Below are 354 nucleotides of genomic sequence, written 5' to 3'. Positions count from 1 at the left end.
CAGGCCTTCTTTGCGCCACAATGGGCCCCCGTGGCAGCCGCTGAGGTGTGACGCGCCGACGATCACATGGAACTGCGGTGTGACCGCGAACGAACCCCGCACATAGCCACCATCCATGGTGAAGTCACCTGCGCTGTCGGCATCCAGCTGCAGCCGGTTCCAGCCGCCCTCCACGTAGGTGTAGCTGAGCTCGTCGCCGGCCGACGCCAGCAGGGGCGTTGCAAGCAACAGGCTGGTTACCAGGAGCATATTGCGCATCGTTCAAGTCCTTATGGAGCGAGGGTGCGGAGCAACGCCGGCCCGTGCCACAGCACGGGGCCGTGCAGGGGCCTGGAGGTCGCGGCATTCGATCAG

1 protein-coding gene is annotated in these 354 nt (G+C 65.5%); it reads right to left on the bottom strand.

Annotation, left to right across the window (positions count from 1 at the left end):
* Window positions 1-258: hypothetical protein (locus SB658_RS22470; protein WP_410602432.1), on the bottom strand; the 258-nt coding region annotated here is incomplete at its 3' end.
* Window positions 259-354: the final 96 nt, after the last annotated feature.

This window comes from Bacillus sp. SIMBA_008 (genome assembly GCF_046535495.1).
GTDB lineage: Bacteria > Bacillota > Bacilli > Bacillales > Bacillaceae > Bacillus > Bacillus subtilis.
Note: the sequence above shows the minus strand (reverse complement) of the source record. Positions and strands in the feature narration are given on the sequence as shown.